The organism is Kribbella sp. ALI-6-A (assembly GCF_001984195.1).
Lineage (GTDB): Bacteria > Actinomycetota > Actinomycetes > Propionibacteriales > Kribbellaceae > Kribbella.
Genome location: NZ_MTQN01000012.1, coordinates 1,989,675 through 2,012,863 on the forward strand (window position 1 = coordinate 1,989,675; position 23,189 = coordinate 2,012,863).

Annotated in this window: 20 protein-coding genes; 17 read left to right on the forward strand and 3 right to left on the reverse strand. The window is 69.5% G+C overall.

The window, feature by feature from the left end; genetic code table 11:
* Positions 1-16 precede the first annotated feature (16 nt).
* From BWI15_RS36015 to BWI15_RS36070, 12 genes are all read left to right on the forward strand, one after another.
* On the forward strand, positions 17-907 hold the full coding sequence (locus BWI15_RS36015) for a Rossmann-like and DUF2520 domain-containing protein (RefSeq protein ID WP_077018928.1): 891 nt from the start codon (positions 17-19) through the stop codon (positions 905-907).
* Positions 904-1,731 (forward strand): pantoate--beta-alanine ligase, encoded by an 828-nt coding sequence (panC, locus tag BWI15_RS36020; protein WP_077018929.1) that lies wholly within the window; start codon positions 904-906, stop codon positions 1,729-1,731. The genes BWI15_RS36015 and panC overlap by 4 nt, the downstream gene beginning before the upstream one ends.
* A gap of 22 nt (positions 1,732-1,753) precedes the next feature.
* Entirely contained in the window at positions 1,754-3,415 is a 1,662-nt protein-coding gene (locus tag BWI15_RS36025; RefSeq protein WP_077018930.1) for an L-aspartate oxidase, read from the forward strand.
* 4 nt (positions 3,416-3,419) lie between these two features.
* Entirely contained in the window at positions 3,420-4,274 is an 855-nt protein-coding gene (gene nadC, locus BWI15_RS36030) for a carboxylating nicotinate-nucleotide diphosphorylase (protein ID WP_077018931.1), read from the forward strand.
* Entirely contained in the window at positions 4,274-5,038 is a 765-nt protein-coding gene (locus tag BWI15_RS36035; protein ID WP_077018932.1) for a type III pantothenate kinase, read from the forward strand. Before nadC ends, BWI15_RS36035 begins: the two co-directional genes overlap by 1 nt.
* 121 nt (positions 5,039-5,159) lie before the next feature.
* Positions 5,160-5,588, forward strand: a complete 429-nt coding sequence (locus BWI15_RS36040; protein ID WP_077018933.1) for a Fur family transcriptional regulator — start codon at positions 5,160-5,162, stop codon at positions 5,586-5,588.
* Positions 5,589-5,638: 50 nt separating this feature from the next.
* On the forward strand, positions 5,639-7,144 hold the full coding sequence (locus tag BWI15_RS36045) for a catalase (protein WP_077018934.1): 1,506 nt from the start codon (positions 5,639-5,641) through the stop codon (positions 7,142-7,144).
* Between the two features lie 153 nt (positions 7,145-7,297).
* On the forward strand, positions 7,298-8,533 hold the full coding sequence (locus BWI15_RS36050) for a hypothetical protein (protein ID WP_077018935.1): 1,236 nt from the start codon (positions 7,298-7,300) through the stop codon (positions 8,531-8,533).
* Positions 8,534-8,543: 10 nt separating this feature from the next.
* Positions 8,544-9,812 (forward strand): hypothetical protein, encoded by a 1,269-nt coding sequence (locus BWI15_RS36055; RefSeq protein ID WP_077018936.1) that lies wholly within the window; start codon positions 8,544-8,546, stop codon positions 9,810-9,812.
* A gap of 304 nt (positions 9,813-10,116) precedes the next feature.
* Positions 10,117-11,088, forward strand: coding sequence for a hypothetical protein (locus tag BWI15_RS36060; RefSeq protein WP_143466115.1), 972 nt, complete (start codon positions 10,117-10,119; stop codon positions 11,086-11,088).
* Between the two features lie 14 nt (positions 11,089-11,102).
* Entirely contained in the window at positions 11,103-12,350 is a 1,248-nt protein-coding gene (locus BWI15_RS36065) for a hypothetical protein (protein ID WP_143466116.1), read from the forward strand.
* 8 nt (positions 12,351-12,358) lie between these two features.
* Positions 12,359-13,603, forward strand: a complete 1,245-nt coding sequence (locus BWI15_RS36070) for a hypothetical protein (RefSeq protein WP_077018939.1) — start codon at positions 12,359-12,361, stop codon at positions 13,601-13,603.
* A 3-nt stretch (positions 13,604-13,606) separates the two neighbouring features.
* Here the strand turns inward: BWI15_RS36070 and BWI15_RS36075 are convergent, their stop codons facing one another.
* Positions 13,607-14,008: a TIGR03668 family PPOX class F420-dependent oxidoreductase gene (locus BWI15_RS36075; protein ID WP_077018940.1), complete on the reverse strand. Its 402-nt coding sequence runs from the start codon at positions 14,006-14,008 to the stop codon at positions 13,607-13,609.
* Positions 14,009-14,093: 85 nt separating this feature from the next.
* On the opposite strand from BWI15_RS36075, the gene BWI15_RS36080 reads away from it, so the two are divergent.
* A complete protein-coding gene (locus BWI15_RS36080; protein ID WP_077018941.1) occupies positions 14,094-15,383 on the forward strand; it encodes a hypothetical protein in 1,290 nt (429 codons plus the stop codon).
* A gap of 1 nt (position 15,384) precedes the next feature.
* On the opposite strand, the gene BWI15_RS36085 is transcribed toward BWI15_RS36080, so the two are convergent.
* On the reverse strand, positions 15,385-16,047 hold the full coding sequence (locus BWI15_RS36085) for a DedA family protein (RefSeq protein WP_077018942.1): 663 nt from the start codon (positions 16,045-16,047) through the stop codon (positions 15,385-15,387).
* Between the two features lie 171 nt (positions 16,048-16,218).
* Here BWI15_RS36085 and lysS point away from each other — a divergent pair, with 171 nt between their 5' ends.
* From lysS to BWI15_RS36105, 4 genes are all read left to right on the forward strand, one after another.
* The gene (gene lysS / locus BWI15_RS36090) at positions 16,219-17,739 is read left to right on the forward strand and encodes a lysine--tRNA ligase (RefSeq protein ID WP_077018943.1); all 1,521 of its coding nucleotides are present in this window, start codon (positions 16,219-16,221) and stop codon (positions 17,737-17,739) included.
* Positions 17,740-18,015: 276 nt separating this feature from the next.
* The gene (locus BWI15_RS36095; RefSeq protein ID WP_077018944.1) at positions 18,016-18,351 is read left to right on the forward strand and encodes a histone-like nucleoid-structuring protein Lsr2; all 336 of its coding nucleotides are present in this window, start codon (positions 18,016-18,018) and stop codon (positions 18,349-18,351) included.
* 342 nt (positions 18,352-18,693) lie between these two features.
* Positions 18,694-21,228: an ATP-dependent Clp protease ATP-binding subunit gene (locus BWI15_RS36100; protein WP_077018945.1), complete on the forward strand. Its 2,535-nt coding sequence runs from the start codon at positions 18,694-18,696 to the stop codon at positions 21,226-21,228.
* A 459-nt stretch (positions 21,229-21,687) separates the two neighbouring features.
* Positions 21,688-21,954 (forward strand): hypothetical protein, encoded by a 267-nt coding sequence (locus BWI15_RS36105; RefSeq protein ID WP_143466117.1) that lies wholly within the window; start codon positions 21,688-21,690, stop codon positions 21,952-21,954.
* A 60-nt stretch (positions 21,955-22,014) separates the two neighbouring features.
* Here the strand turns inward: BWI15_RS36105 and BWI15_RS36110 are convergent, their stop codons facing one another.
* Positions 22,015-23,187: a hypothetical protein gene (locus BWI15_RS36110; protein ID WP_077018947.1), complete on the reverse strand. Its 1,173-nt coding sequence runs from the start codon at positions 23,185-23,187 to the stop codon at positions 22,015-22,017.
* Between the last annotated feature and the right edge of the window lie 2 nt (positions 23,188-23,189).

The window sequence follows — 23,189 nt, forward strand, 5'->3', positions numbered from 1 at the left end:
AACGTAGAGAGTGGACATGGAACGTATCGGCATCATCGGAGCCGGTCGGGCCGGCAGCGCCGTGGGAGCAGCCTTGGCGAGCGCCGGACACCCCGTCACCGGCGTCAGCGCGCGCTCACGAGCATCGCTCGACCGGGCCGCCCTCCTGCTCCCGCACGTCCCCGTGCTGGCTCCGGACGAGGTCACCAGCCGCGCGGACGTCGTCGTGCTCGCCGTACCGGACGACCGGATCGGAACCGTCGCGGCCGCGTTGCCGCTGACACCTGATCAGTACGTCGTCCACCTGTCGGGTGCGCACGGCCTGGCGGTCCTTGGTGCCACTCCGGCGACACCGGTCGCGCTGCACCCGCCGATGACGTTCCCGGGCGGTCCGGTCGACCTGTCCGGCGTGACGTTCACCGCCACGGCGCCGGCCGCCGCCACGGACTTCGTCGAGCGGCTGGTCAAGGGGCTCGGCGCCGGCATCCAGTGGGTCGCCGAGGAGCAGAGAGCGCGCTACCACGCCGGTCTGGTGCACGGGGCGAACCACCTGACAACACTGGTCAGCCAGGCGTACGACGTACTGCTGGAGGCCGGAGTCACGGATCCGGTGGCGGCACTTCGGCCACTGCTGTCCGCAACTCTCGACAACACGCTGCGGTCCGGTCATGATGCGCTCACCGGGCCGATCGCGCGCGGCGACGTGGACACGGTGGCAGCCCACCTGGCCGCTCTCCGGGGCCGCACAGCCAGCACGTACGCCGAGCTGGCCCGGGCCACGGTGGAACGGGTGACGCAGGACCAACGGATCGACGCGGCGACGGCGGAGCGCTTCGCTCAGCTGCTCGACGGGCAGCAGGACCGACTGGAGCAGGACCAGCGGCAACAGGTGCTGGAGCGGGACCGGACAGGGGAGGCACCGCGATGAGACTCACCCAGACCAAGGCGGAACTGCGCGCCGCGGCGGCGGTCCGCCCACGCGCGGTGGTGATGACGATGGGCGCGCTGCACGACGGGCACGCCGCGCTGCTGGCCGAGGCCCGCGAACGGGTCGGACCCGACGGCAGCGTGGTGCTGACGATCTTCGTGAATCCGCTGCAGTTCGGCCCGACCGAGGACTTCGACCGCTACCCGCGCACACTGGCCAGCGACCTGGCGATCGCCAAGGCCGAGGGCGTCGATCTGGTCTTCAACCCGTCCCGCGACGAGCTCTACCCCAACGAGCCGTCGATCACCGTGCACCCCGGGCCGCTGGCCGACGAGCTGGAGGGCATGGTCCGCCCGGGACACTTCGGCGGCGTTCTGACCGTCGTGGCGAAGATGCTGCACCTGACCTCGCCGGACCTGGCGCTGTTCGGTGAGAAGGACTACCAGCAGCTCACGCTGATCCGGGAGATGGTCTGCGATCTGGACTGGGACGTCGACATCGTGCCGGTGCCGACCGTGCGCGAGCCCGACGGGCTGGCGCTGTCGTCGCGCAACCGGTACCTCGACGAGACCGAGCGTGACGAGGCACTGGTGCTGTACCGGGCGCTCACCGCGGGGGCGAAGGCCGGGATGAACGGGCCGGACGCCGTACTGGCCGCGGCGCATGCCGAGCTGGAGTCTGTGCCGTCGGTCAAGATCGATTACCTGGCGCTCAGGGCACCTGATCTGGGGCCGGTGATCGGTCCGGGGGAGGCCCGGATGCTGATCGCGGCTCGTGTCGGCACGACCCGTCTCATTGACAACATTTCCATCACTCTCAGATGAAATCCATTGATACGGTCGCGGAATGACTGCTCCCGCCGTTCCGCAACGGCTTGCCGCGCCCGCGCCCGGATGGACCGACACGGTCGACGTGGTGGTGATCGGCTCGGGCATCGCCGGACTGACCGCCGCGCTCAAGCTGCGCGAGTTCGGGTCGGTGCTGGTGGTGACCAAGGACGTCGTCGCGTCCGGCTCGACGCAGTGGGCGCAGGGTGGGATCGCGGCCGCGCTCGGGCCGGGTGACTCGCCCGAGGACCACCTGCAGGACACGCTGGTCGCCGGGGCCGGGCTGAGCGACCCGGCCGCCGTCCGGGCGCTGGTGACCGAGGGACCCGAGGCCGTGCACGACCTGATCGAGCTGGGCGCCCGGTTCGACACGCTGGCCGGCGGCGACCTGTCGCTGACCCGCGAAGGCGGCCACCACCGCAACCGGATCGCGCACGCCGGTGGCGACGCGACCGGCGCCGAGATCGAGCGGGCCCTGGTCGCCGCGGTGAAGCGGGCCGACGACATCCGGATCATCGAGCACGCGCTGGTCCTGGATCTCCTGCTCGCCGCGGACGGCGCGGTCGCCGGCGTCACGCTGCACGTGATGGGCGAAGGGCAGCTCGACGGCGTCGGCGCGATCCGCAGCCGGGCCGTCGTCCTGGCGTCGGGTGGGCTCGGCCAGCTGTACGCCGCGACGACGAACCCGAGCGTGTCGACCGGCGACGGGGTGGCGCTGGCGTTGCGGGCCGGGGCGAAGGTGCGGGACCTGGAGTTCATCCAGTTCCACCCGACCGTGCTCTGGCTCGGCAAGAGCGCGAAAGGCCAGCAGCCGTTGGTGTCCGAGGCCGTGCGCGGCGAGGGCGCGTTCCTGGTCGATCACGACGGCAACCGGTTCATGCAGGGGCAGCACGAGCTGGCCGACCTGGCGCCGCGCGACGTGGTGGCGAAAGCGATCATGCGGAAGATGCTTGCCACGGGCAAGGATCACATGTTGCTCGACGCCCGGGATTTCGGCGACGAGAAGTGGCGGGTGCGGTTCCCCACCATCCTGGCGTCGTGCCGCTCGCACGGCATCGACCCGGTCCGCGAGCTGATCCCGGTCGCGCCGGCGTGCCACTACTCCTCCGGCGGAGTCTGGACCGACCTGCACGGCCAGACCTCCGTGCCCGGGCTGTACGCGTGCGGCGAGGTCGCCTGCACCGGCGTGCACGGCGCCAACCGGCTGGCGTCCAACTCGCTGCTGGAGGGCCTGGTGTTCGCCCGGCGGATCGCGGCCGCACTGGCCGACGACCTGCCAGATCTGCGCGAACCGGCCGACGACGGTAGGGTTCCCGGCTTGGTGAACGCGGACGTCGTACCGGAGCTGCAACGGGTGATGACGGTCGGTGCCGGAGTGATCCGGAGCGCGACCGGGCTCGCGGACGCCGGTGACCGCCTCGGCCGGTTGATCGAGCAGCCCGCGGGCGAGCCCGGGACGCCGAGCTGGGAGGCCACCAACCTGGTCACCGTCGCGTCCGCCCTGGTCGCGGCGGGCACGGCCCGCGAGGAGAGCCGCGGCTCGCACTGGCGTGAGGACCACCCGGATCGTGACGACACCGTGTGGTCGGGCAATCTGGACCTCACACTGGCGGGCGACGGGAACTCCGCCCGGCCTGCCACGGCCTTCGTGGCGCTGAAGGAAGCATCGGAGGGGAAGTAGCGACATGGATGACACGCTCGACAGGCGGTGGGTCGAGGACCTGGTCCGGGCCACCATCGAGGAGGACCTGGCCGGCGGTGTCGATGTCACCACCACGGCCACCGTCGACGAGGCGCAGGTCTCGGTCGCCGAGCTGGTCGCACGCGCCGACGGAGTGGTCGCCGGACTGGAGATCGCCGAGCTGGTGCTGCGCCTGGTCGCGGGCAGCGATGAGATCGAGGTGGAGCACTCGGTCACCGACGGTACGGCGGTCAAGGCCGGTGCCGTGCTGCTGACCGCCCGGGGCAAGACCCGTCAGCTGCTGACCGCCGAGCGCACGATGCTCAACCTGGTCTGCCACCTGTCCGGGGTCGCCACCCTGACCCGGCGCTGGGTCGACGAGGTCGAGGGCACCGGCGCGGTGATCCGCGACACCCGCAAGACGATGCCGTTGCTGCGCTCGCTGGAGAAGTACGCCGTCCGGTGCGGCGGCGGCCAGAACCACCGGATGGGCCTGTCCGACGCGGCGCTGATCAAGGACAACCACGTGATCGCGGCCGGCGGCGTCGCCGAGGCGTTCCGGCTGGTCCGCAAGGCCTACCCGGAGATCGCCGTCGAGGTCGAGGTCGACTCGGTCGACGACGCGCTGATCGCCCTGGAGTCCGGCGCGGACCTGATCCTGCTGGACAACATGCCGGTCGAGCAGCTGCGCGAGGCCGTCGAGAAGATCGCCGGCCGGGCCCGCCTCGAGGCGTCGGGCGGTCTGTCTCTCGACGTCGCCCGCGCGGTCGCCGAAACCGGCGTCGACTTCCTGGCCGTGGGCGCGCTCACGCACTCGGCTCCGGTCCTCGATCTGGCCCTGGACCTCCAGGAAGCCTGATGTTGCTGGCCGTCGCGGTCGAGAACAGCCGCACCCTCGTCGGACTGGTCTTCGAGGGCACCGTCAAGCGGCACTGGTGGGTGGGCACGGACCCCCGCCGTACCGCGGACGAGTGGGCGGTGCTGCTCGACGGCCTGCTCGCCGGTGAGGCGCCGGTGTCGGGCGTCGCGGTCTGCTCGGCCGTGCCGCACGTCCTGCACGAACTGCGCGACGTCGTCTCCCGCTACTACCGCGACGTGCCCAGCGTCGTCGTCGAGCCCGGCGTGAAAACCGGCCTTCCGGTGCTGGTCGACAACCCCCGCGAGGTCGGCACCGACCGGATCGCGAACGCGCTCGCGGCCGTCAACCGGTACGGCGCCCCCTGCGTCGTGGTCGACATCGGGACCGCGACCACCGTCGACCTGGTGAACCCGGCCGGCGCCTTCGTCGGCGGATCGATTGCCCCGGGCATCGAAACCGCGACCGACGCGCTCGGTGTTTCGGCCGCCCAGCTCCGCCGCGTCGAGCTCACCCGCCCCCGCGCCGCGGTCGCCAAGAACACCGTCGAAGCCCTCCAGTCCGGCGCGATCTTCGGCTTCACCGCACTGGTCGACGGACTGGTCACCCGCATCCTCACCGAGCAGTCCCTCACGCCGGGCGCCGTTCCCGTCGTGGCGACCGGCGCTCTGGCTCCGCTGATCGTTCCGGAGTCCACCTTGATCACCCACCACGAGCCGTTCCTGCCGCTGCTCGGCCTCGATCAGGCCTTCACCCGGAACCACTGAGTCCACACTCCCCAGAAGGGCGGCCCACGCGGGCCGCCCTTTTGGTGTTGTCTCAGCGGGATCTCCCCGTCACTCACAGTGTTTTCTTGACTGATTCCAGATTAGCTGCGAAGCTCGGGGCATGACCTCGGTGGATGCGGTGCAGCGGCTACGAGCCGCCGGACTGCGGGTCACCAACCAGCGGGTCCAGGTGCTCACCGCGCTCGACCGGCTGCCGCACCCGGACGTCGACTCGATCGCCGGGGCGGTGCGGGACGAGCTCGGATCCGTCTCGACCCAGGCCGTGTACGACGTACTGCGGGCCTTCGACGAGGCCGGGCTGGTACGGCGGATCGAGCCGGCCGGGCACTCGGCGCGGTTCGAGCCGCGGGTCGGGGACAACCACCATCACCTGATCTGCCGCGGCTGCGGGCGGATCGAGGACGTCGACTGCGCGCAGGGCGAGGCGCCCTGTCTGCACCCGGTCGACGCGGCCGGCTTCGTGGTGGAAGTTGCCGAGGTCAACTACTGGGGACTGTGCCCGTCGTGCGCGACGGCCGATCCCCGCTGAGCACCGCGCGACGTCCAGACGTGCGGTACCGAACTTCTTAGGAGAGTGACATGACCGAGGTCTCGTCCGGTTCGACGACGTCGACAGGTGCACCGGCACCGAGCGACCGCAACTCCCTCACGCTGGGAGCCAACGGCCCGCTGCTGCTGCACGACACGCACTTCCTCGAGCAGATGGCGCACTTCAACCGCGAGCGCGTCCCGGAGCGCAACGTGCACGCCAAGGGCAGCGGCGCGTTCGGTGTGTTCGAGACCACCGAGGACGTCAGCGCGTACACGAAGGCGGCGTTGTTCCAGAAGGGCGCGACGACCGAGATGCTGGCCCGGTTCTCCACCGTCGCCGGCGAGCTCGGCAGCCCGGACACCTGGCGGGACCCGCGCGGATTCGCGCTGAAGTTCTACACCAGCGAGGGAAACTACGACCTGGTCGGCAACAACACCCCGATCTTCTTCATCCGCGACGCGATCAAGTTCCCGCACTTCATCCGCTCGCAGAAGCGCCGCGGCGGCTCCGGCCTGCGCGACAACCACATGCAGTGGGACTTCTGGACGCTGAACCCGGAGTCCGCGCACCAGGTCACCTACCTGATGGGCGACCGCGGCATCCCGAAGTCGTACCGGCACATGAACGGCTACGGCTCGCACACCTACCTGTGGATCAACGCCACCGGTGACAAGCACTGGGTCAAGTACCACTTCCACACCGACCAGGGTGTCGAGCACCTGACCGGCGAGGAGGCGGCCAAGATCGCCGGCGAGGACGCCGACTTCCACCGCCGCGACCTGCACGACGCGATCGAACGCGGCGAGCACCCGTCGTGGACGCTGTCGGTGCAGCTGATGCCGTACGAGGACGCCAAGACCTACCGGATCAACCCGTTCGACCTGACCAAGATCTGGCCGCACGCGGACTACCCGCTGGTCAAGGTCGGCACGATGCGGCTGACCAAGAACCCGGACAACTTCTTCGCCCAGATCGAGCAGGCCGCGTTCGCGCCGTCGAACGTCGTGCCCGGCATCGGCTTCAGCCCGGACAAGATGCTGCTCGGCCGCGTCTTCGCCTACGCCGACACGCAGCGCTACCGCATCGGCCCGAACCACCTGCAGCTGCCGGTGAACCGCCCGAAGGTCCCGGTGAACAGCTACACCTTCGACGGCCCGATGGCCTACGACCACGCCGGCGACCTCCCGGTCTACGCACCGAACACCGCCGGCCGCCCGTACTCCGACCTGACCGGCCCGGCCGAGGACAGCTGGGAGGCCGACGGCGAGTTCGTCCGTTCGGCGTACGAGCTGCGCGCGGACGACGACGACTTCAGCCAGGCCGGCACGCTGGTCCGCGAGGTCTGGAACGACGCCCAGCGCGAGGAGTTCGTCCGCACCGTGGCCGGCCACCTGCTCGGCGGCGTGCACGGTGAGGTGCTCGAGAAGGCCTTCCAGTACTGGAAGAACGTCGACGCCGACACCGGTAAGCAGATCGAGGAACTGGTCCGCGCGGGCAACGGCGAACCCAACCCGGGAACCGAGACCGAGGCCGCCCGGGCCGAGGCTCGCTGACCGCCGTACCCCCTGAAGCCCGCTCCGGCATCCCGCCGGGGCGGGCTTGGTTTTTGCAGCAAAGTGCAACTTTGTTGCCAATCGCAATCCCCGTACTGAAGAATGCGCTGGCTGGGCCGTGGGGGAACATGGCCCCTTCACCGTGGGGACTCCATGAAGCGCCTGTCTGCCGCCCTGCTGCCGGCCACCCTGCTCGCGGCCACCGTCGCCACCCCGGCCCACGCCGCCGAGCCGGCGCCGACGAACGTCACGATCCGGTGGGTCGACGCCACCCACCAGGCGATCCGCCTCACCTGGGACGAGACGTCCCCGCAGCCGAACTGGATCATCCTGCAGGGCAAGGAGAACACGACGCCGATCGGGCAGTTCTGGACCACCGCGGACGAGCCCAACCAGGTGGACATCCCGGCCACGTCGATGTCGGCGGGCGCGCACGACCTGCGGATGGCCGTCGCCGTCGGCAGTAAGGACGGCGGCATCAGTCCGCTGACCGGCAGCCCGCGCTTCGACACGACGCTGCCGCCGATGCCTGAGCTCGTCTCGTCGGCGATCTCCGGCAGCAGCACCTTGACGGCACAGTGGAAGTCCGGCCCCGCCGCCACCGACACGACTCCGGACGACCCGCTGGACGTGACCGGCCCGGCGGTGTTCCAGGCGTCGTACCAGGTCGGTTCGAAGGACCCGGTCACCGTCGGTCCGACCGGTCCGGCGACGAAGCTGACCTTCACCGCTCCCGGCCCGGCCTTCGCCTTCTCAGTTGCCCAGGTCAACGAGTGGGGACCGTCGACGGCCAAGCTGGTCGATGCCGCGGCGAGCGCTCCCACGCTGACGGTGCCGTCGTGGGTCGTCTACGACAACCTGCTCGACCTCACCGGCGAGATCGCCGGCACCGACCCGCGGACGGTGATCCTGCAGGCCCGCAACACCCCGGCCGGCGCCTGGTACACCGTCGCGTCCCGGGTGAACACCACCGGCTCGTACCGATTCACCTTCCAGTCCACCCCGTCCCGCCAGTACCGGGTCCAGGTCCCGAACACCACCGCCGGCGCTCGCGTCTGGTACGGCGGCTACAGCGCGATCGGGACGAACAACGTCCAGCACAAGGTGTACGGCGTGTTTCCCCGCCCGACCATCAACCGCGGCGAGACGGCCCGCGCGGCCCTGACGGTCCACCCCGCCTACAACGGCACAGCAGTCCTCCAGCGCTACAGCGGGACCGCCTGGACCACCGTCGGCCCGGTCGGATTCACCAGCGGCATCGGGAACGGCTATGTCCGCAGCACGGCACCCGGCCGCGTCTCCTACCGCTACTACGTCCCCACCGCGACAGTCGGCGGAGGCACGTACCACGCGGCGTACTCCTCGATCTTTGTCCTCACCACCACCTGAACGGGACCACATGAAGAACTGGCCGGCACTCGCGGTCACGAGCGTGCTCGCCGCCTCTCTGCTCACCGCCGCCCCCGCATTCGCCGGGGGAGTCGCCCCCACCGATGTCGAGATCGACTGGCAGGACGGCACCCTGCGTCATGTCGTGGTGAGCTGGAAGGATCCGGCGCCGCAGGAGAACGTGGTCGTGCTCCGCTACCAAGGGGAGACGGCCGGACTGCGCGCGATCAGCGTGACCGCCGACCTGCCCGACACGGTGAGCATCGACGCAGAGGAAATCGTCGCCGCCGTAGGGACGGGCTCGACGAAGCCGCTCGAGTTCGCGGTGGTGGGTGGGAACCAGGTCCCGCCGGTCGCCGAAGCGGTCTCGGCCGCGTTCGACGCATCGACGCCGTCCGCTCCGGCCTTCGACGGCGCGACCATGTCAGCGACCGGTACGACCACGGTCCGGTGGAAGCCGGCGGCGATGATCGACACGACTCCGGACGACCCGCTGGACCGGACGCTCCCGGCCAGATTCCAAGTCACCTATGACGTCCTCGGGACCGGCAACCGGTACTGGATCGGCGGACCGACGACCGGGACAGGGATCAGCTACACCCTCAAGTCCGAGTACGACCTGTTCGTTGCCGGTGTCAACGAGTGGGGAATGGGCCGGGACGGCGGTCTGGTTCAGGCCCGGAACACGCGGCTGACGGCCAACGTTCCGGCGTGGGCCGTCTACGGCTCCGGCAGCACGCGGGTCACCGGCAGTTACACGCCCACCGACCAGCCGCGCCAGGTCGTCCTGCAAGCACGCAACAGCCAGACCAGCCCCTGGTACGTCGTCTCAGCCGGACAGTTCAGCCAGGGCAGGTTCGCCTTCGCCCTTGGAACCGGCGGCAGCCGGCAGTACCGGGTGACCACTCAGCCGCTGTCGTACCTCAACGGCTCGAGAATCAGCTACGGCGCGTCCACCATCGCGGTCTCCTCGACCACCCAATTGCGGGCCGGTGCGCACTTCCGATCGGCCCAGGTTCCCGTCGGCCAGACCAACGAGGCGCGGCTGGATGTCGCCCCGAAGGTCAGCACCACCGCGACGCTGCAGCGCTGGAGCGGCACGACCTGGACCACCGTCGGCCCCGTCGCGGTGCGGAACGGGTACGGCGTCGGCCGCATCGTCACCGCGAAGCCGAGCCGGGTCGCCTACCGGTACTACGTCCCCGCCACCACGTACGGCGGCCTGCGCTTCGCCGCGGCGTACACCGAAACCTTCGTCAATGTCGTCGTCCCCGCCTGAAAGGCACTTCATGACCAAGTGGCTCGCCGCAGCCGCGTCCGTCGGCCTCCTGGCCGTCGTCCTGCCCACCCCCGCGGCCCACGCTGCCGAACCGGCCCCGACAGACGTCGAGATCAGCTGGAAGGACAGCACTCGTCAATACGTGCACGTGACCTGGCGCGAAGATGCCGACCGGCCGAACCGGATCGTGGTGCGAGCACGCGGCGAGTTGACGGACCGAGTCGTCCGGCACGTTCCGGCCGGCGCCCCGAACGAGATCGACCTGCCGAAGAGCGCCGTTCGGCAGGCGGGGACCGCCTACGAGGTGCTGCAGATCGCAGTCTCCGCCGCGGACGCCGACGGGACGGCCGCAAGTGCGGTCGGGCTCTCTGCTGCCTTCGACATTCTCTATTCCAGTGAGCCCCTCATCGAGGGATTCAGCCCGTCCGGCAGTGCCGCGGTGCGCCTCGACTGGCGGAACTGGCCGCGGCAGGATCGCGACACCCCGGACGACCCGTTGGACGTCGACGCGCCGGTGCTCTTCCAGCCCATGTATCGGGTGGGCACGGCCGCGCCGGTGGACGTCGGCCGGCCGACGACCGCGGCGGGGAGCACCTTCGCCGTCCCGAAGCCGCCGTTCGAGGTTGCTGTCCGGGCGCAGAACGAGTGGGACGCCGGGCCCCCGAGCCAGTGGATCCGCGGCCGGCTGGTCGCGTTCACGACGTCGATCCCGCGCTGGGTTCGGGCGGACGCGCCGACAGTTGTCAGTGGCACTTTCTCCGGCCCGCCGACCGTTCAGGTCACGCTGCAAGCCCGGAACACGGCTGCGAGCGCCTGGTACGTCGTCAGCTCTGCCGACTTCTCCGGCGGCCGTTACCGATTCTCCCTGGCCAGCCGTGGAACCCGTGAGTACCGCGTTGCCGTCGCCAACACGGTCACCTCCACGCCCAGCACAGTTTGGTACGGCGGATACAGCGCGCCAGTCACCACAACCACCCAGATGACTGTCTGGCCGACGGTGTATCGCGAGCCGGCACCGGTGGGCAGCGGCCTGGCACAGATCGGCCTCAGCATCATGCCGGGTATCGATGGCCGCGGCGAGCTGCAGCGCTGGAACGGAAAGACGTGGACGTTGGTGGGCTACGTGTTCACCAAGCACGGCTACGGCGACGCGTATCTCAGCACGAACGTCGCCAGCCGCTTCGCGTACCGCTTCTACGTGCCGACCCACCGCTTCGGCGCGGTCACGGTCGCGGCGGCCTACAGCGCGACCTTCTATCAGACCATCACTCGCTGAAAGGCTTTCTGCCCATGAAGAAATGGCCAGCACTGGCATTGTCCGCCGGTCTGCTCGGCTCGGCGCTGACCGCGACTCAGGCGGTCGCGGCCGACGCCGCGCCGACCGGTGTGACGATCGCCTGGAAGGACTCGACCCACGAGTTCGTCCGGGTGACGTGGACCGAGGAAGGCGATCAGCCGAACAAGGTCGTGCTCCGGACGGGGACTTCGACCACCGTGCTGCCGGTGTTCGTCCCGGCGGGTGCGGCGAACGTGGTGGACTATCCCGCCACCCGGCTGGAACCGTACAGCGGAACACTGCAGTTCGACGTGTCGGTCGGAACGGAGGCCGCAGAGACCAGTCCGGCCGGAGTTTCCCCGCGGTTCGACACGATCGTCGCCGCGCCCGCCGAGCGGGTCTCGGTCACGTTGTCGGGGACCAGCGGCCTGCGGGTGCAGTGGAAGGCCGGGTTCTCCGAGCTCGACCGGACTCCCGACGACCCGCTGGACCTGGCCGGCTCGACCCGGTACACGCCCCGTTTGGTCGCCGGAAGCAAGGTCAGTGACCTCGCCGCCGCGTCCCCGGCGACCTCGGTGACGGTGGCCAGCCACGCGTTGCCGTACCAGATCGACGTCTTGGCGAGCAACGAGTGGGGCACCGTCAGCAGGCGCCTCGGCGGTGCCTCCGCGAGCGGTCTCAAGGCTGTCATCCCGACCTGGGTGAAGTCCGGCACGGCGACGTCGCAGCCCGCGATCACGGGGACCGTTGCCGCCCGCACCGCTCCGGTCTACCTGCAGGCCCGGAACACCGCGACCAGCCCCTGGTACACCGCGTCGTCGCAGCAGGCCGTCAACGGAACCTTCAGGTTCCCGCTCGGTGCGTCCGGCTCGCGGCACTACCGGGTGCTGGCGCCCAACTACACAGACACTGCCGGCATCGCCTACTTCGGCAGCTACAGCGCGGCCGTGGCGACGACAGTTCAGGTGAACCCCTGGGGCGCCCGCTTCACCACCGCCACGGTCCGGCGTGGGCAGACCGCGACCGCTGAGGTTCGCCACTCGCCGACCTGCAGCTACACCGTGGTCCTGCAGCGCTGGACCGGCAACACGTGGAGCACGGTCGGATACGTCAGGAGCAACGTGGGCCTCGCCCGCGGCTACGTGAAGAGTGCCGCCGTCGGACGGGTGGCCTACCGCTACTACCTCCCGGCCGTCACCGTGAACGGCTTCAAGTACGCCGCCGCGTACTCGCCCAATTTCGTGCTCACCACCACTTCCTGAGGATCTCCATGAAGAAGTCCGTGCTCCTCGCGGTGTCCGCCGGCCTGGTTGCCGCCGCTCTGACGGCGACTCCGGCAGCCGCCGCCGATCCCGCGCCCAAGAACGTGAAGATCAGCTGGAAGGACAACACGGTCCAGTTCGTCCACGTCAGCTGGGACGACGACGGCGGCCTGCCGAACAAGGTGGTGACCCGCCGCGAGGCGGGCAGTGCCGAGCTCGGCGTCGTCTACGTCCCCGCAGGCGGTCCCGACGCCGTCGACATTCCGGCCGGCACCTTCAGCGCCGACTCGGAGCTGGAGATCGCGGTGTCGGTCGGAACCGAGGGCGGCGAGACCAGTCCGGCCACGGCGTCACCGCGGTTCGACACCTATCGGGCCCGGCCGTCGGACGAGCGGAAGTTCACGCTGGCTGGTGACGCCACTGTCCTGGTCGAGTGGAAGTACTACGAGGTCACGGACACCGGGACCCCGAACGATCCGCTCGACCGGCCGGGATCGACTCTCTACACGCCGCAGTACCGGTTGCACGAGGGCGACAAGCCGGTGAGCCTGGGCGAGCCTTCCGTGGGAACCTTCATCGGGTTCGGCGCGCCGGTTCCACGCTCTTTGTTCTCCGTCGCCGCCCGGAACGAGTGGGGCGGCTACGCCGGCGTGGATCTGACGATCGGCTACGCCGGCCTGAAGGCGGTCATCCCGGCCTGGGCACAGGTGAACAGTCCGCAGGCCAAGATCACCGGTACCTTCGAGCCGGCCCAGGCCCAGGTCGTCCTCCAGGCGCGGAACTCGGCGAGCAGCCCCTGGTACGTCGTCGCTTCGAAGTTGTTCCAGAACCGGCAGTTCGAGTTCGACCTCGGTGCGTCCGGATCGCGGCAGTACCGGGTCGCGCTGCCCACGATCCGCGACGACGCCAAGAGCGAGGGATGGTTCGGCGGGTACAGCCAAGTGGTCGCGACGACGATGCAGCAGGCCGGGCGGGCAAGCTGGGTCCAGCCCGTTGTCCAGCGCGGTGCGACGGCGAAGGCGCCGCTGATCATCACACCGGGGCTCACCAGCAAGGCTGTGCTCCAGCGCTGGACGGGGACGACCTGGGCAACGGTCGGTTCGGTGTCGGTCGCCAACGGTCGTGGGGAGGGCGTCATCCGGGTCACCACGCCGGGCCGGGTCGCCTACCGCTACTACCTTCCTGCCGCGTCGCTGAACGGTCTTCCCTACGCGGCGGCCTACACGCCCAACTTCGTGCTCACCACTGTCTGAGGACTAGCTCGCCGACCAGCCGGTCCACTTCTCGACGTTCGCGACGACGAAGGGACCGGCTGGTGGGTTCTCGGCGTACTGCGAGTATTTGGCGACCAGCGCCTCGACCGAATACTCCGGTACGACGTCAGCCGTGCAGTCCGCGCGGATCCACCACAGGTGGGTCCAGTCGGGGGAGTAGTGGTCGATCAGCAGCGTGGCCCGCGGGTTCTCGGTCAGGTTGCGCAGACGACGCAGGTTTCGCGTGGTTTTGGGCTTGTGGTCGACGGCGATCAGGACGGTGTCGCCGGTCAGTGCGAACGTGACGGGCACCACATGGGGGCGCAGGTCCAGACCCGTCGTGGCCAGGAACGCACGCTCGGCGCTGGCGAAGCGTGAGCGGCAGACCTCGGTGGGGAGTATCACGATTCGGCCCTCCGGCTAGGCAGTGCGGGGTGTCGGCTGGGTATGGTCAACGCGGTTCCAGGTTGTCCTAGGTCGGTGAGGTGCGATGGGCAGGGTGCGGTCGCCGCTTGCCGTCGTGGCTGTGGTGCTGGTCGCGGGGACCGCCCTGACGGCGTGTACGTCGGACCCGGTCCCGACCGGGGTGACGGTCGGGTGGGACGAGGCGCGGTCCGCGGTCCAGGTGAGCTGGAAGGACGACAACGCGCCGAACCGGATCTCGATCGAGGGCGTGGTGTCCAGCAGTCCGTCGTACGTGAAGTACGTGGCGGCGGACGAGCCGAACACCTGGTCGATCCCGACCTCGGCGTTCCCGCCCGACGGCAACTACCGGATCGCGGTGGCGATCGGGACGTCGCGCGGTGGGGTGACCAGCAAGCCGGCCCGGTCGCCGATGTTCGACACCGACGGGCCGTTGCGGCCGGCCGAGGCGATCGCGCGGACGTCCGGCAAGGACGTCGTGGTGAGCTGGAAGGTGCCGCCGCCGGATCAGGACTTCACGCCGAACGACCCGCTCGACCTGCCGGCCGGGAGCCAGGTCTACACGCCGGTGATCGGCGTCAACGGGCAGCCGTTCAAGCCGGTCGCCGCGGCCACGACCAAGTCGAGCCTGGTGCTGAAGAACATCCGGCCGCCGTACTACTTCCAGTTGCGGACGAAGAACGAGTGGGCCTCGCTGGCCGGCGCCGAGATCGCCGGGCGGACCACCAGGACGACGGCCGCCGTACCGACGTTGTGGACGTTCGGCAAGCAGATGCTGATCCGCGGCCGGACCATCCAGCAGGAGATCAGCTGCGGCGGATCTCGTTGCTCGGTGCAACAGTCGACGTCGGCCGGACTGCCGGTCGTGGTGCTGGCGCAGAACCGCGCGGGCGGTCCGTGGGTCCAGGCCGGCCGGTCGACCACCCAGCCGGGCGGGCACTTCGAGGTCCGGGTGAACACCGGCGGCACCCGCTCGTACCGGGCGTACGTGCCGGTGCACAGCCGGGTCGGCGCGCTGTTCAGCGCGTCGAGCAGCAAGAGCTACCTGACCCGGAGCCGGCTGCTGATCCAGGGCGCGGGCTACGCGGGCGGCAACGTGCACAACCGCAACGGGGTGATCAACGCCGCGGTGGTGGTCCGCCCGGCGCTGAACAGCACCGCGATGCTGCAGTTCTGGAACGGCCGGGCCTGGGGCAACGTCAAGGCGACCCCGATGCGGGGCGGCCGGGCCACGATCAGCTTCCGGGCGACCAGGCCCGGGGTGTTCGCCTACCGCTTCCTGGTCCCCGGTACGACGTACCAGGGCACGCCGGTCTACGGCACGGCGACGCCGAGCCTGGTGCTGCGGGTCCGCTGACCTACTGGGCGTCGGCCGGCGCCGGGCCGACCAGCTCGACGGAGTCCTCGCCGGTACGCCGGCGGTGCCGCAGCTTGTAGACCGCGTACGCCGTGACGGCGGCCGCGGCGACCAGGGCCAGCGCCCAGATCGACAGCTCGCCGAAGATCTTGTCCGCGTTGTCGCCGATGTTGTACGCGACGACACCGATCGTGACCGACCAGGCCAGCCCGCCGGCCGCGTTGGCGACCAGGAACTTCGGGTACGGCATTCGCAGCGTGCCCGCCATCGGGCCGGCGAAGATCCGCAGCAGCGCGACGAACCGGCCGAAGAAGACGGTCCAGACGCCGTACTTGTGGAAGTACCGCTCGGCCCGCTCGATCCGGTCGGTGGAGAAGTGTCTGGAGCGCCGGCCGAGCCGCTCGAACAGGCCGCGGCCCGCCTTGCGCCCGAGGTAGTAGCCGATCGAGTCGCCGACGATCGCCCCGGTCGCGGCCGCGCCGATCACCAGCACCAGGCGCAGATCGCCCTGGGACGCGAGCAGCGCGGCGGCGATCAGCGTGGTCTCGCCGGGCAACGGGATGCCCATGCTCTCGATGCCGATGACCAGCCCGACGACCAGGTACGTGACGACTGCGAGTCCCCCGGTCGGTACCGCGATCGCCAGCGCGTGAAGTTCCCCCATGAAACAATCGTGGCACTGCCGGGCAAGCGTTTTACTGATCTGTGAACTATCCGGCGGACGGAATTTCCGGGCCGGTTCAGGTGTTGACCCGCGACCCAGGGGCGGCCGGGACGGCCGGTGGGCGGGCAAACGATTCGGTTCCGGAGGCGGTCAGTCACTAGCCTTTGCCCTATGACTGAGCCACGTGAGACCCCGGTGACCCCCGACAGCGGGCAGGACGACCTGCCCGAGCAGATGCGGGTCCGCCGGGAGAAGCGTGACCGGCTGCTCGCCGAGGGGGTGCAGCCCTACCCGATCTCGGTGCCGCGGACGCACCTGCTCAAGGACCTGCGCGACCGGTACGACGCTCAGGAGCTCGCGCCGGACACCCGGACCGGCGAGCAGGTCGCGGTGGCCGGCCGGGTCATCTTCCTGCGCAACACCGGCAAGCTGTGCTTCGTCCGGCTCCGCGAGGGCGACGGGACCGAGCTGCAGGTGATGCTGTCGCTGGCCGACGTCGGCGAGGAGGAGCTGGCCCGGTTCAAGGCGCTGGTCGACATCGGCGACCTGCTGTCGGTGCAGGGCGAGGTGGTCACCAGCCGGCGGGGTGAGCTGTCGGTGCAGGCCACGTCCTGGCAGATGGCGGCCAAGACGCTGCGCCCGCTGCCGAACGAGCACAACCCGCTGAGCGAGGAAGCCCGGGTCCGGATGCGCTACGTGGACCTGATCGTGCGGCCGGAGGCCCGCGAGATGGTCCGGACCAAGGCGGCGGTGCTGAAGTCGCTGCGCACGACCTTCGACGACCAGGGGTTCGTCGAGGTGGAGACGCCGGTGCTGCAGCTGACCAACGGCGGCGCGGCGGCCCGGCCGTTCCGGACCCACCTGAACGCCTTCGACCAGGACATGCTGCTGCGGATCGCGCTCGAGCTGGATCTCAAGCGGGCGATGATCGGCGGCGTCGACCGGGTCTACGAGATCGGCCGGACGTTCCGCAACGAGGGCCTGGACTCCACCCATGCCGCGGAATTCTCGATGATCGAGGCTTACCAGGCCTACGGTGATTACGACACGATGGCCGAGCTGCTGCAGCAGCTGATCCGCAACGCCGCCCGTGCGGCCGGCCGGCCGGAGGTCACCGCGCGCGACGGTTCGGTGATCGATTTCGAGCAGCCGTTCCGGCACGCGACGCTTTTCGGGCTGCTGTCGGAGGCGGTCGGCCAGAGTGTGGACCAGACCACCGAGCTGCCCGCCCTGCTGAAGCTGGCCGAACAGCACGAGGTCGAGCTGCAACCGGGCAAGAATGCCGGTGAGATCGCGGTCGACTTGTTCGAGAAGCTGTGTGAGCACACCCTGATCCAGCCCACGTTCGTGCGCGATTATCCCGAGTCGGCCCGGCCGCTGGCCAAGCGCCACCGCGACGCCGACGGGCTGGTCGAGGCCTTCGACCTGTTCGTCAACGGCGTCGAGCTCGGGGTCGCCTACAGCGAGCTGAACGACCCCGTGATCCAGCGCGAACGCCTGGTGGCACAGTCGTTGCTGGCCGCCGCGGGCGATCCCGAGGCGATGGAGCTGGACGAGGACTTCCTGCGCGCGATGGAGTTCGGCATGCCGCCGGCCGGTGGGCTCGGGATGGGTCTGGACCGGCTGGTGATGCTGTTCACCGGGGCCGGGATCCGGGAGACGATTCTGTTCCCGTTGCTGCGTCCGGAGTGAGCCGGAAACGGGCCCGGGAGGCTGTTGCATAGCACAACCAACGGCCATATCCATTCCCGGGTCCATTTCCGCGCCCGGCGCATACGCGGAGTGACGTGAATACCCTTCGTCACGAACAGTGCACGAGATCCCGCCGGGACGGGTGTTTAGTCACATCTTTCCTCCACATTCCGCCTGTTGAATGACAACTCCAGGGTTTGTGCGGTACAAATCAGGTGGAAGCCCGAAAAAGTGGGGGATTGTGCCCGGTGGCGGGCGCGGAAAGGACTGTCATCGATGGCGCAAAGGGTCCAGGTAGTTCTCGAGGACGATCTCGACGGTGGTAAGGCCGACGAGACCGTGACCTTCGGATTGGACGGCACGACGTACGAGATCGACCTGTCCAAGAAGAACGCCGCCAAACTGCGCGACGCGCTGTCCGGATACGTCGGGGTGGCGCGCAAGGTGACCGGCCGTGGCCGGGGCGCCACCGGCCGGGCCGGTCGCAGCCGGGGCCGGTCGGCCACCGACTCGGCCGACATCCGGGCGTGGGCCAAGGAGAACGGCTACGAGGTGAGCGAGCGCGGCCGGATCTCGGCCGAGGTGCGCGCGGCGTACAACGAGGCGAAGTAGCAGCCCCTGAGGATTCGGACGGTCCCGGTGCCTGAAACCAGGCACCGGGACCGTCCGCATTCCGGTTGTTTCACAGTGTGGACACTTCGGTGCACAACTTTCGGGCCGGTGCCTGAGAAGACAGCTATCGCGGCGAATTCGCTGGTGGCGAACACCGGGCGCGCCGGGAACACCGTGGGTACCGCAGAGGTTGTTCCCTTGTGATCCCCAGTGGGCGGCCGGGCGAGAGGTCGTCGCTTGTTCGCTGAGAGCGAGCCTGTCGATGCCGGGGACTAGCATGCATGTACGGGGGTCGGCCTACACGGCACGTCCGACTCCTCTGAGGCAAGGAGCGCTTTGGCGATGTTTGAACGATTTACGGACCGCGCCCGTCGGGTAGTCGTCCTGGCTCAGGAAGAGGCCAGGATGCTCAGCCACAACTACATCGGGACCGAGCACATCCTGCTCGGCCTGATCCACGAGGGTGAGGGTGTCGCCGCCAAGGCTCTCGAGAGCCTGGGTATCTCGCTGGAGGCTGTCCGTTCCCAGGTCGAGGAGATCATCGGCCAGGGACAGCAGGCTCCGAGTGGGCACATCCCGTTCACCCCCCGCGCCAAGAAGGTGTTGGAGCTCTCCCTGCGTGAGGCCCTGCAGCTGGGCCACAACTACATCGGCACCGAGCACATCCTGCTCGGCCTCATCCGCGAGGGTGAGGGTGTCGCCGCGCAGGTCCTGGTCAAGCTCGGTGCGGACCTGAACAAGGTCCGGCAGCAGGTCATCCAGCTGCTGAGCGGATACCAGGGCAAGGAGACGGCCACGGCCGGCGCCGGGGCCACCGAAGGTGCTCCCAGCAGCTCCCTGGTGCTCGACCAGTTCGGCCGGAACTACACCCAGTCCGCCCGCGAATCGAAGCTCGACCCGGTGATCGGGCGCGAGACCGAGATCGAGCGGGTCATGCAGGTGCTGTCCCGGCGGACCAAGAACAACCCTGTCCTGATCGGTGAGCCGGGCGTCGGCAAGACCGCGATCGTGGAGGGTCTGGCCCAGCAGATCGTCCGCGGCGACGTGCCCGAGACGCTCAAGGACAAGCAGATCTACTCCCTCGACCTGGGCGCCCTGGTAGCCGGTTCGCGCTACCGCGGTGACTTCGAGGAACGCCTGAAGAAGGTGCTCAAGGAGATCCGCACCCGCGGCGACATCGTGCTGTTCATCGACGAGATCCACACCCTCGTCGGGGCCGGCGCGGCCGAGGGCGCGATCGACGCGGCGAGCATCCTGAAGCCGATGCTGGCCCGTGGTGAGCTGCAGACCATCGGCGCGACCACCCTCGACGAGTACCGCAAGTACGTCGAGAAGGACGCCGCGCTGGAGCGCCGGTTCCAGCCGATCCAGGTGGCCGAGCCCTCGATCGCGCACACGATCGAGATCCTCAAGGGCCTGCGCGACCGCTACGAGGCGCACCACCGGGTGACCATCACCGACGCCGCCCTGGTCAACGCCGCGCAGCTGGCCGACCGGTACATCTCCGACCGGTTCCTGCCGGACAAGGCGATCGACCTGATCGACGAGGCCGGCGCCCGGTTGCGGATCCGCCGGATGACCGCTCCGCCGGACCTGCGCGAGTTCGACGAGAAGATCGCGAACGTGCGCCGGGAGAAGGAGTCGGCGATCGACGCCCAGGACTTCGAGCGGGCGGCTTCTCTGCGCGACGACGAGAAGAAGCTGATCAACGCGAAGGCCGAGCGGGAGAAGCAGTGGAAGGCCGGCGACATGGACGTCGTCGCCGAGGTCGACGAGGAGCTGATCGCCGAGGTGCTGAGCACCGCGACCGGCATCCCCGTCTTCAAGCTGACCGAGGAGGAGTCCTCGCGGCTGCTGGACATGGAGAAGGAGCTGGCCAAGCGGTACGTCGGCCAGACCGACGCCGTCAAGGCGCTGTCGCGGTCGATCCGGCGGACCCGTGCGGGTCTGAAGGACCCGCGCCGGCCGAGCGGCTCGTTCATCTTCGCCGGTCCGTCCGGTGTCGGTAAGACCGAGCTGTCCAAGGCGCTGACCGAGTTCCTGTTCGGCGACGAGAGCGCGCTGATCAGCCTCGACATGTCGGAGTACTCCGAGAAGCACACGGCGTCGCGGCTGTTCGGTTCGCCTCCCGGCTACGTCGGTTACGAAGAGGGCGGCCAGCTCACCGAGAAGGTGCGCCGCAAGCCGTTCAGCGTGGTCCTGTTCGACGAGGTCGAGAAGGCCCACCCGGACATCTTCAACTCGCTGCTGCAGATCCTGGACGAAGGTCGCCTGACCGACGCCCAGGGCCGGGTGGTCGACTTCAAGAACACCGTCATCATCATGACCACGAACCTGGGCACCCGGGACATCGCCAAGGCCGTCAGCCTCGGCTTCTCCCAGGCCAGCGACACCTCGGGCTCGTACGAGAAGATGAAGGCGAAGGTGACCGAGGAGCTCAAGCAGCACTTCCGTCCCGAGTTCCTGAACCGCGTCGACGAGATCGTCGTCTTCCACCAGCACGGCAAGGAAGAGATCGTCCGGATCGTCGACCTGATGGTCGCCCAGGTGGAGGAGCGCCTCAAGGACAAGGACATGGGCATCGAGCTCACGCCCGCGGCCAAGGCTCTCGTCGCCGAGCGCGGCTTCGACCCGGTCCTCGGCGCCCGCCCGCTGCGCCGCGCACTCCAGCGCGACGTGGAGGACGTCCTGGCCGAGAAGATCCTGTTCGGGGAACTGCGCCCCGGCCAGATCGTCCTGGTCGACGTGGCCCCCGAGGGCACGGTCAGCTCGGACGGGCTTCCGGAGTACTTCACGTTCACCGGAACCCAGAAGAGCACGCCCGACCTGGAGCTCACCGAGATCGCCGGCGGCGGCACCGGTATCCAGGACAGCTGACCCAGTAACTGACGACGAAGGACCCCGCGGACGCTCTGTCCGCGGGGTCCTTCGTCGTTGTGCGTGTGGTCGGCCGACGGCGGGCGTCGTCGGCAGAGGCCGGTGACGGAGGTGTCCTGGCAGGGATGCAACCTGGTGGGTGAACGAGAGCTGGACCGGGCGCGCCGGCGGTAAGGCGTACCGGGGCTCGCGGTCGCTCGGCGCCGAGCCGGCCCCGCCCGCCGACCAGGCGGCGTGGCGACGCGACGGGTCGCCGACCGGCTGGAACCTCGGCAAGACCGACACGGTGGTGCCGAAGGACCAGATCATCCGGTCGACGCCCGGGCGTGGCGAGCTGCTCGAGCTGCCCGGCGCCGCCGACCGGTACGACGCCCTGGGGGCTGGTGGCGTGCCGCTTCGCGAGGTGCTCGCCCTGCCGACGACGCCGGATTGCTGCAGGACACGCCGGCCCCTCCGAAGGTGCGGGCTGCCGCGCTCCGGCTGCTGGCGGGCCTGCCGGGTGCTCAGGAGGTCGAGCAGAACGTGCCCGACCTGCTGGGCCGCAAGGGAACCGCGGTGAAGTTCTCGTTCCCGGCCTCCTGGCTGGCCATCAAGCTGGTCATCGACCCGGCGTCCGGCAAGTTCCTCAGCAGCGAACGCACCGGTGGCAAGAACGGCACCACGGTCGGCCTGGAGTCGGGCTGGACCGACGCGAAGCCGACCGCGCCGGCCGCTGCGCTGCGGTGATCGACTGATCTCTTCAAGCTGCCGGTGACGCATCCGGAGTCGCCGGCAGCTCGCTGCACGTCAGCCCTGCGCGCAGCCGGTGCACCGATCCCGGCGGCGGTAGTAGTACGCCGCGGTGGCCAGGGCCAGGGACGCACCCCAGAGCGGGAACGGGAAGAGCAGCAGGTGTCCGACATTGGTGAGGAGGGACTCCTCGGGAACCCACAGCATGGGGACGAGGGAAACACTGCCGACCAGGAGGAGCGTGGCGGCGGTCGCGGCGGGGATCAGGGCAGCCTTGAGGGCGACCGGCTGGCCGGCCAGGAACGGAACCCAGCGAGGCCAGATTTCACCCCAGGGACGGATCAGGCCCAGGGTGACGATGCCCGAGGTCAGAGCGATCAGCCCGAGGCCGAGCCCGAACAACCGGATGCCTGGTTGGGCCTCCAGATCGGAGGCTTGGACACCGAGGCCGATCGGACTGGGGAGCAGCCAGGTCATCCGGAGCAGGGCGTAGGGCATCGGGCAGAGCGCCGCGACGACGGTGGCCCAGAAGCCCCAGCGACGGGCGAGCTCCGGTTGCGTCCAGCGTGCGCCGGGGCGGCCGCAGCGGGCGCATCGACCTCGGACGTTCCGCAGAGCTCGTACGCCGAGCACGGCCCAACCGGCACCGAGCAGGAACGCACCGAAGACGAAGAGCGGCTGGGAGCCCACTCGCTCCGGCACACTGGCCAGACCCGAACCGAGCCCCTGGAACGCCTTCCAGTCGAACAGCCCGGTGGTGAGTTGCACAGCGGCGGCGAACCCCAGCAGGACCAGCAGAAGTGCTCGGGTGGTCTGCTGGCGCAGGGCACCGGCCACGACGAAGCCCAGAGCCACTGGCACGCCGACCAGGACCAGCAGATAGCCCGCGATGACCACCAGGCTCATGCTCGGGGCCAGCAGACCGAAGAAGATCGCCTCCACGGCAGTGAAAGTCAGCAGCGGCCGGTACGCCGTCGGCGTCCAGCCGGTTCGGAGGTGGCTGAGCGCGGCGGGCACTCCGAGGACGCCGAGCAACGCGACGAGGCCGGCTCCCACCTGCTCGGGCAGGAAGGCCAGCGGCGTGACCTTGTCGCCGTCCGTGCTCGGACCGAACGGGTACCAGTCGGCGCCGAGCAGCCAGATCACACCGAGTACGCCGTACAGGAGGGACAGGGCTGCGACGGCGACTGGTAGTCGGCTGGTGCGCGTGGCCGGGGTGGTGACGGTCATCG

What these genes read in the sequence shown, in the direction of transcription:
- BWI15_RS36065 (WP_143466116.1), top strand. Translation starts at nt 11,103, where the DNA reads ATGAAGAAATGGCCAGCACTGGCATTGTCCGCCGGTCTGCTCGGCTCG.
- BWI15_RS36040 (WP_077018933.1), top strand. Translation starts at nt 5,160, where the DNA reads ATGACCTCGGTGGATGCGGTGCAGCGGCTACGAGCCGCCGGACTGCGG.
- BWI15_RS36100 (WP_077018945.1), top strand. Translation starts at nt 18,694, where the DNA reads ATGTTTGAACGATTTACGGACCGCGCCCGTCGGGTAGTCGTCCTGGCT.
- BWI15_RS36035 (WP_077018932.1), top strand. Translation starts at nt 4,274, where the DNA reads ATGTTGCTGGCCGTCGCGGTCGAGAACAGCCGCACCCTCGTCGGACTG.
- BWI15_RS36015 (WP_077018928.1), top strand. Translation starts at nt 17, where the DNA reads ATGGAACGTATCGGCATCATCGGAGCCGGTCGGGCCGGCAGCGCCGTG.
- BWI15_RS36055 (WP_077018936.1), top strand. Translation starts at nt 8,544, where the DNA reads ATGAAGAACTGGCCGGCACTCGCGGTCACGAGCGTGCTCGCCGCCTCT.
- BWI15_RS36025 (WP_077018930.1), top strand. Translation starts at nt 1,754, where the DNA reads ATGACTGCTCCCGCCGTTCCGCAACGGCTTGCCGCGCCCGCGCCCGGA.
- BWI15_RS36095 (WP_077018944.1), top strand. Translation starts at nt 18,016, where the DNA reads ATGGCGCAAAGGGTCCAGGTAGTTCTCGAGGACGATCTCGACGGTGGT.
- BWI15_RS36080 (WP_077018941.1), top strand. Translation starts at nt 14,094, where the DNA reads ATGGGCAGGGTGCGGTCGCCGCTTGCCGTCGTGGCTGTGGTGCTGGTC.
- lysS (WP_077018943.1), top strand. Translation starts at nt 16,219, where the DNA reads ATGACTGAGCCACGTGAGACCCCGGTGACCCCCGACAGCGGGCAGGAC.
- BWI15_RS36050 (WP_077018935.1), top strand. Translation starts at nt 7,298, where the DNA reads ATGAAGCGCCTGTCTGCCGCCCTGCTGCCGGCCACCCTGCTCGCGGCC.
- panC (WP_077018929.1), top strand. Translation starts at nt 904, where the DNA reads ATGAGACTCACCCAGACCAAGGCGGAACTGCGCGCCGCGGCGGCGGTC.
- BWI15_RS36085 (WP_077018942.1), bottom strand. Translation starts at nt 16,047, where the DNA reads ATGGGGGAACTTCACGCGCTGGCGATCGCGGTACCGACCGGGGGACTC.
- BWI15_RS36045 (WP_077018934.1), top strand. Translation starts at nt 5,639, where the DNA reads ATGACCGAGGTCTCGTCCGGTTCGACGACGTCGACAGGTGCACCGGCA.
- nadC (WP_077018931.1), top strand. Translation starts at nt 3,420, where the DNA reads ATGGATGACACGCTCGACAGGCGGTGGGTCGAGGACCTGGTCCGGGCC.
- BWI15_RS36070 (WP_077018939.1), top strand. Translation starts at nt 12,359, where the DNA reads ATGAAGAAGTCCGTGCTCCTCGCGGTGTCCGCCGGCCTGGTTGCCGCC.
- BWI15_RS36110 (WP_077018947.1), bottom strand. Translation starts at nt 23,187, where the DNA reads ATGACCGTCACCACCCCGGCCACGCGCACCAGCCGACTACCAGTCGCC.